Source organism: Verrucomicrobiota bacterium (genome assembly GCA_016871495.1).
Lineage (GTDB): Bacteria > Verrucomicrobiota > Verrucomicrobiia > Limisphaerales > VHDF01 > VHDF01.
This window is the reverse complement of the sequence record VHDF01000068.1, coordinates 21,002-27,634: the sequence shown is the minus strand read 5'-3', so window position 1 is coordinate 27,634 and position 6,633 is coordinate 21,002. Positions and strand designations below refer to the sequence as shown.

7 protein-coding genes are annotated in these 6,633 nt (G+C 61.4%); 3 read left to right on the top strand and 4 right to left on the bottom strand.

The window, feature by feature from the left end:
- The coding region (locus tag FJ404_14185) for a response regulator (GenBank protein MBM3824010.1) at nucleotides 1–1,449 on the top strand (1,449 nt) is incomplete at its 5' end.
- A gap of 109 nt (nucleotides 1,450–1,558) precedes the next feature.
- On the opposite strand, the gene FJ404_14180 is transcribed toward FJ404_14185, so the two are convergent.
- Entirely contained in the window at nucleotides 1,559–1,966 is a 408-nt protein-coding gene (locus FJ404_14180; GenBank protein MBM3824009.1) for a hypothetical protein, read from the bottom strand.
- 187 nt (nucleotides 1,967–2,153) lie between these two features.
- On the opposite strand from FJ404_14180, the gene FJ404_14175 reads away from it, so the two are divergent.
- The gene (locus tag FJ404_14175) at nucleotides 2,154–2,978 is read left to right on the top strand and encodes an MBL fold metallo-hydrolase (protein ID MBM3824008.1); all 825 of its coding nucleotides are present in this window, start codon (nucleotides 2,154–2,156) and stop codon (nucleotides 2,976–2,978) included.
- The gene (rsmI, locus tag FJ404_14170; protein MBM3824007.1) at nucleotides 2,975–3,724 is read left to right on the top strand and encodes a 16S rRNA (cytidine(1402)-2'-O)-methyltransferase; all 750 of its coding nucleotides are present in this window, start codon (nucleotides 2,975–2,977) and stop codon (nucleotides 3,722–3,724) included. Before FJ404_14175 ends, rsmI begins: the two co-directional genes overlap by 4 nt.
- A gap of 267 nt (nucleotides 3,725–3,991) precedes the next feature.
- Here the strand turns inward: rsmI and FJ404_14165 are convergent, their stop codons facing one another.
- The 3 genes from FJ404_14165 to FJ404_14155 are packed head-to-tail and all read right to left on the bottom strand — an operon-like array spanning nucleotide 3,992 to nucleotide 6,631.
- Nucleotides 3,992–5,368: an FAD-binding protein gene (locus FJ404_14165; protein ID MBM3824006.1), complete on the bottom strand. Its 1,377-nt coding sequence runs from the start codon at nucleotides 5,366–5,368 to the stop codon at nucleotides 3,992–3,994.
- Nucleotides 5,365–5,601 carry a DUF2007 domain-containing protein gene (locus FJ404_14160; GenBank protein MBM3824005.1) on the bottom strand — a complete coding sequence of 79 codons (237 nt, stop codon included), beginning with the start codon at nucleotides 5,599–5,601 and terminating at the stop codon, nucleotides 5,365–5,367. Before FJ404_14160 ends, FJ404_14165 begins: the two co-directional genes overlap by 4 nt.
- A gap of 22 nt (nucleotides 5,602–5,623) precedes the next feature.
- Nucleotides 5,624–6,631, bottom strand: coding sequence for a TRAM domain-containing protein (locus FJ404_14155; protein MBM3824004.1), 1,008 nt, complete (start codon nucleotides 6,629–6,631; stop codon nucleotides 5,624–5,626).
- Nucleotides 6,632–6,633 lie beyond the last annotated feature (2 nt).

Genomic DNA, 6,633 nt, shown 5'->3' with positions numbered 1-6,633 from the left:
GCGTCCGGACAAACGCCATCCGCGCTTTTTGAAGCGGACCTGGCTCGAAGAATTGAAAGACGGCTGCGCGAGGTGCTTTCCGGAGGACATCCGGCGGAGGAGTCTTATGAAGCCAAATTCGTCGGGGGAGCCCCGCCGCGCTGGCTGGCTTCCAGTTGCGGTCCTTTGACAGCCTCCGACGGAACCGTGGTGGGCGCGATCGAGATTGTGCGCGACATCACGGAGGACCGCCGCATGGAAGCCGAGCGTGAGAACATGATTCAGAGGCTGGTGGAGAATCAAAAGTACGAAAGCCTCGGCGTGCTGGCGGGCGGCGTGGCGCATGATTTCAACAATCTGCTGGCGGGCATTCTGGGCAGCGCGAATTTGGTTCGCATGGAGTTGGATCCTAAATCGTCCCTGCATACCTTTTTGCAGCAGATCGAGGAATCCTCCAAGCGGGCCGCGGGGTTGTGCGCGCAATTGCTGGCGTACGCCGGGAAGGGGAGGTTTCAGATCGAGGCGCTGGATGTGAACGAGCTCATTCGCGCCAATTCCAGCGTGTTGCGGCATTCGATCGATCCGCATTGCGATTTTCGGATTCAATTGGCGGACGGCGCCCTGGCGGTTGAGGGTGACGCGCAGCAGATTCGGCAGGCTTTGCTGAGCTTGGTGGTGAACAGCGCGGAGTCCATGAGCGGCGGGGGCGGGCTGATTGAAATTCAGACCCGGCTGGTGGAGGTGACGGGCAAGCAACTTGACGGGGCAAGAGTCGGGCGCGAATTGCCTCCTGGACGCTATGTGTCGATTCGGGTGCGTGACAATGGCAGCGGCATGCCGCCGGAGATGCTGGCGCGGATTTTTGATCCCTTTTTCAGCACGAAATTCCCCGGGCGCGGCCTGGGGTTGCCTTCGGTCCTGGGGATCGTCCGCAGCCACAAAGGCGCGTTGCTGGTGGAATCGTCGCCGGGACCCGGAACGACGTTTCAAATCCTGCTGCCGCCGGGCTCCGTGGCTCCGCGGGCCGCGGAAGGGCTGACCTCGAAGGAGAGCGCCGAAGTTCAAGAAGACAAGGGACAAGCATTTCCGAGCCCGGCCTTGAACATTTCGATCGTGGATGACGAACCCGCGATTCGCGAGATTACCTCGAAATTGATCGCCGCTTGGGGCTATGCGGTTATCGCGGTGGGGAGCGGCAAAGAAGCGGTGGAACTTTTCCGGCAAAACCCCCAGTGTGCCCGGCTCGTCCTCATGGACCTGGCCATGCCGGAAATGGATGGCGCCACCGCGACCAAGCAGATTCACGCTCTCAATCCAAAGGTTCCGGTCATGGTGATGAGCGGATTCAGCACCAGCCAGGTCGCGCCGCACTTCACGGAGGATTGGATCGCGGCGTTTCTGCAGAAACCCTTCGATTCCGTCGAACTCAAGAAGCACTTGGCGCGGATCCTCTCCGAGCAAGCCGTGTGAGTGCTGGCAGGCTCACTCGGCCACGTGGAGGGAAGAGCGCGGACAAGGGAAAGTTCTTCGCGGCCCGTTTGAGGAGGGCGGAAGATGGGCTCCCGGCGCTGGACGTGGGTCAGGGCTTCAGCGAGATGAGTTCCCAATTCATGCCATGACGGGCGGCATAGGCGGAGAAATCGCGCTCATAGTCCATGAGGACGGCGCGCACGACTCCGGAATCGTCCGCATGCCCCACCTGCGTGTTGGTGTCCGGAATGAGGTCGAACTGGCGGTGCGCATAGATCAGAGCGAAAACGGCGCCGGCGACCGCGTTGTAGCTGATATCCAAGTCGGCTCCTTCGGCGAAGTCTTCGACGACGTCGGCGAGAAACTCCAGTTGGTTGAAGAGATGGGGATATTTGGGAGCGTTGATTTGCGCAAATTCGATTTTGAGCAAAGGCAGCTTTTTGTGGACCCCTCCGAGGACGCGAGGGGTTATGCGCGAAGTTCCGCGATGGACGAACAGCAGCAAATCAGACGACATGCCCGTGAGAATGCCTTCAGCCTCTCGAAGTGACAAGGTTGGAGATGCTCGCTTGCGCCTGTCCAAAATGAGTGGGAGCGTCGGTTCGTCCCGGGCGCTTCCTGGAGGGATCTGCGGTAAAGCGGTAAAAACTGGATCCAACGGCCAATGCAAGATTGCCGCGGACGTGCCGTCTCTCTAGTTTCGCGTGGTGCCCGTGCTTTTTACGATCTTGGGAAGTGGTTCCGGCGGCAATTGCGCCTATCTTGAGGCGGGTGAAACCCGGCTCCTCATCGACGCGGGTTTCAGCGCCCGCCAGATCCGGGAAAGGCTGTCCAGCATCGGACGCGCTCCCGAGTCCTTGTCCGGGATTCTCATCACCCACGAACACTCCGATCATGTGCAGGGGCTGTCCGTCCTTGCGGCGAAAACAGGCGTGCCGGTCTATTGCAATCGACTGACGCGTGACGCGATTCTCACTTCCAATCCGGGAACCTTCGTCTCGAAGCTTTTCAACACGGGCGATTCTTTTGCGGTGGGCGATGTCGAGGTGGAGACGTTTTCCATTCCGCACGACGCGCAAGATCCGGTGGGGTTCTTGTTGCGAACAGGCTCGGGCAACATCGGATTTCTGACCGATCTGGGACACGCCTCCCGCATGGTGGTGGAACGCGTCCGTCCGGCCCACGCGCTGGTCCTGGAGACAAATTACGATCTGAGAATGCTGCAAGAGGACACCCGCCGTCCATGGAGTCTGAAGCAGCGGATTGCCAGCCGCCACGGGCATTTGTCCAACGATGCGGCCGCGAACACGCTTCGGCAAATCATGCACGATGGACTGCAGACGGTTTACATGGCGCACATGAGCCGGGATTGCAACCGGCCTGAACTGGCGCAAAGGGCTTTGTCCGCCGCCGTGGAACTCTGCGGCGCAACCCACGTGGAACTCCGGCCGACGTCGCAGGACAAACCGTGCGCCACCCAGGTGTTATCCGCCGTTCCTTCGCCCTGTAGCAACACGGTGCCTCCATGAGCGAGCAGGAAACGGAATCGTTCGGCCCGGACGCCGAACCCGGGTTGACTCAAGCGTTGCCGCCGTTGCGCCCGGGGACATTGTATGTGGTGGCCACGCCGATTGGGAATCTGGAAGACATGACGCTCCGGGCCATCCGGGTGTTGAAGGAGTGCACCGTGATTGCCGCGGAGGACACGCGGCACACCTCGAAGCTCTTGCGGCGCCTGGGAGTGTGGAAGCCGCTCGTCAGTTGTCATCAATTCAACGAGGCTCGCCGTGGTGAGGACTTGGTCGAGCGACTGCGAAGAGGGGAAATCGTCGCGCTGGTTTCGGATGCGGGCACCCCGGGCATCAGCGATCCAGGCGAGCGGATTGTTCGCAAAGCGGTGGAGGCGGGGCTCCGTGTCGAGCCGGTGCCCGGTCCTTGCGCCTTGATCGCCGCGCTGGCCGCGAGCGCGCTGCCGACCGAGGTGTTTCATTTCGCGGGATTTCCCCCCCACAAAGGAGCCGCCCGCCGGACCTTCCTGGCCCGGGCAGGTCAATGGCCCGGCACCCTGGTGCTGTATGAATCTCCCTACCGGTTGCTCAAGCTCCTGGAGGAGATCGGCGAGATCTGGCCCGCTCGCCGGGTGGTCATCGCCCGTGAGCTCACCAAAAAGTTCGAAGAATTCCAGCGGGGAACCGCGGCGGAACTCGCGCGGAAATTTCAGGAGAAATCAACGCGGGGAGAGTTTGTGGTGTTGCTGGAACCGCTTGAACCTTAAAGCGGCAATGCCCCCTTCATGGATCATGGCCAGGTCCCGGCGATGAGGCTATTCCGAATCACTCAGCAGATCCATGAAGGACAGGCCTCGTGATTCGTCCTGTCTTGCTTCTCCAGGCCTTGGCCAATCTTCAGCACGTTCAACTGCCGATTGAAGTTTGAATCCTGAACCTGGAGCCGCCGGATTACTCCCTCGACATGCTCGACCGTTCTTCCGACGCCGAAACCGCAGGATCCGTTGAGATCGATGGCGAATCGAGAGGCTTCGTCAGCCGAGGAATTTTCCCGGATTCAGAATGTGATTCGGATCCAGGGCCGACTTTAGTTGCTGGTGCAAATGGCGTGATTCCCTGGACAAAGCCATCCTCCACCACGGCTTTTTGGCCAGGCCGATTCCGTGCTCGCCTGTGATGACGCCGTCCAGAGCGAGGACACCACGAAACAACTCGTCCAGGGCGCGATCGCCCCGCCGCCTTTCCTCCGGCTTCGAGGAGTCGATCATCACGTTGACATGGATGTTGCCGTCGCCGGCGTGGCCGAAGCACGCCACGCTGAGCTGATGCTTGCTTTGCAGGCTCGCGGCGAGGCGGAAGAGGTCTTCCAACGCGCCACGCGGCACCACGATGTCCTCATTCAATTTGGTCAATCCCGTATCGCGGAGCGCGTAGGAGAATTCCCTTCGGAGCTGCCAGAACTGCTCACAGGATTCGGCGCCGAATCCTTTCTGCACGAACACCGCGTCGAGATCCTGGAGGCGCCGGGCGAGCATGGCGGTCTCGAAGCGGACGGATTTTTCCTGGCCATCGAGTTCGATGAGAAGATGCGCGTTGCATCCGTCAAGGCGGCGAGATCCCGTGCGCTTGCGGGCCGCGGCCAGGGTGAAGGCGTCCGCCACTTCCAAGGCGGCGGGGAGGAAGCCGGCGGCGAATACTTCCCGGATGGCTCGGGCCGCGTGAGCCATGGATCCAAATCCCGCGGACAAGCAGGCGCGGAAAGGGGGCAGGGGAAGCAGTTTAAGCGTGGCTTCCGTGACGACTCCCAGCAAGCCCTCGGAGCCCACGAACAACCGGTGCAAATCAAATCCCGTCTTGTTCTTGTGGGTGCGTCCGCCCAACCGCACCAACGTGCCGTCGGCGAGAACGACTTCGAGGCCGAGCACGTAGTCTCGGGTTACGCCATACTTCAAGCAACGCGGGCCCCCTGCGTTGGTCGCAATATTCCCGCCGATCGAGCAATCCGCGCGGCTGGCCGGGTCAGGCGGATAGAACAGGCCCCGGCTTTCGGCCGCCGACTGCAATTCCGCCGTCAGCACGCCGGGTTCGACGACCGCGACAAAGTCCGCGGGGTTGATTTCCCGGATGCGATTCAGGCGGGCCAGGGAGAGCGCGATGCCGCCGCGGACCGGGACGCAGCCTCCCACGTAGCCGTATCCGGCGCCGCGCGGGGTGACGGGAAGCCGATGGCGATGGGCAAAGGCCAGAATGCGCCTGACACTCCTGAGGGACCTTGGAAGCGCCACCGCGTCCGGCAGTTCCCTCGCGAACCATTGATCGCCGGAATGCTGGGTGCGGACTTCGGTTTCGAGTTGGATTTCGCCCGGCGCCAATTGACGGCGCAAGCGCTCGTAAAGGCGCAAGGAACTCATGCTTCAACCGAAACCGGGCTCTCGGGAGGCGCCTGCAAAAGCTCGCGCGCGTCCCTCGCGTCTTCCTCGGCCACTTGGACCAGGATGCCACCGGCGGCCATGCTGTAGCCTTCGAGCGAAAGCGCGGCGATTTCATGAGCGACGGAGGCCGCGAGTCCGGCTACTTCAAGCCTGGAGCGGACGATTTGGGCTTCGGCCGGGCTAAACGTCTTAAACACGGTGACGAGTTGCATAGGGCGGGGTGGGGGTCGAGTCCTAACTGGTGGTGGTCCCCCGGACATCGGCGAACGCGATGACGCCGGAATTGGTTTGCAACAGACTTTGCACTTGGGCGTCCACCAATTGTCCCACGAGATGGTGGGCTTGGTTGACCACGACCATGGTGCCGTCGTTGAGGTAGCCGATGCCCTGGCCCTTGTCTTTCCCTTCGCGAACGACTTTCAGACTTACCGTTTCGCCCGGGAGGATGGTGGCTTTGAGCGATTGCGCCAGTTCGTTGATGTTCACGTAGCGGACGGCTTGGAGTTCGGCGATTTTTCCCAAGTTGTAGTCCGTGGTGAACACGCGGGCGTTCAGGGCTCGTCCGAGGAGCACCAGTTTGGCGTCCACACCGGCCTCCGATTCCACATCCATTTCATGGATTTTCACTTCGACTTTCGGGTTGCGTTGCAGACGGCTGAGCATTTCGAACCCGCGGCGTCCTCGAGCCCGCTTGGCGGGGTCGTTGGAATCGGCGATCTGTTGCAACTCCCGGAGCACGAAGCGCGGCACGAGTACGATGCCTTCGAGGAAGCCGGACTCGAGCAAACCGGCGATGCGCCCGTCCACGACCGCGCTGGTATCGAGCAGGATGAGTTCCTTGGGCTCATTTTGGGCGGTGAAGCGCACGAACGGAATGATGAGTGAAAAATCTTCTTTGTTGCTCCGCATGGCCAGCACCATGCCGATGTAGCTGAAGCCAATGAAGAGGGAGAGGCGGATGAGCCAACGGGCGCGGGGCTCGGCATAGACGAAGAGCTCCGAACGATCCACCAGCCAGGCGATGAGGGTTCCCAGGACAAGTCCGAACGTGGCCGCGGAGAAGGCGCGCAAGGAAAAGCCCTTCAACATCTCGTCAATGGCAATGAGCAGGCCACCGAAACCAAATCCGATCATGACGCCGAAGACGGGTTTGGAAACCAGATCGGGCTGGACGGCGCCCACGGCGTAGCCACCCAGGGTGCAAAGGGAGAGGAAAAGGATGCGGAGGGTCCAGAGAACCATGG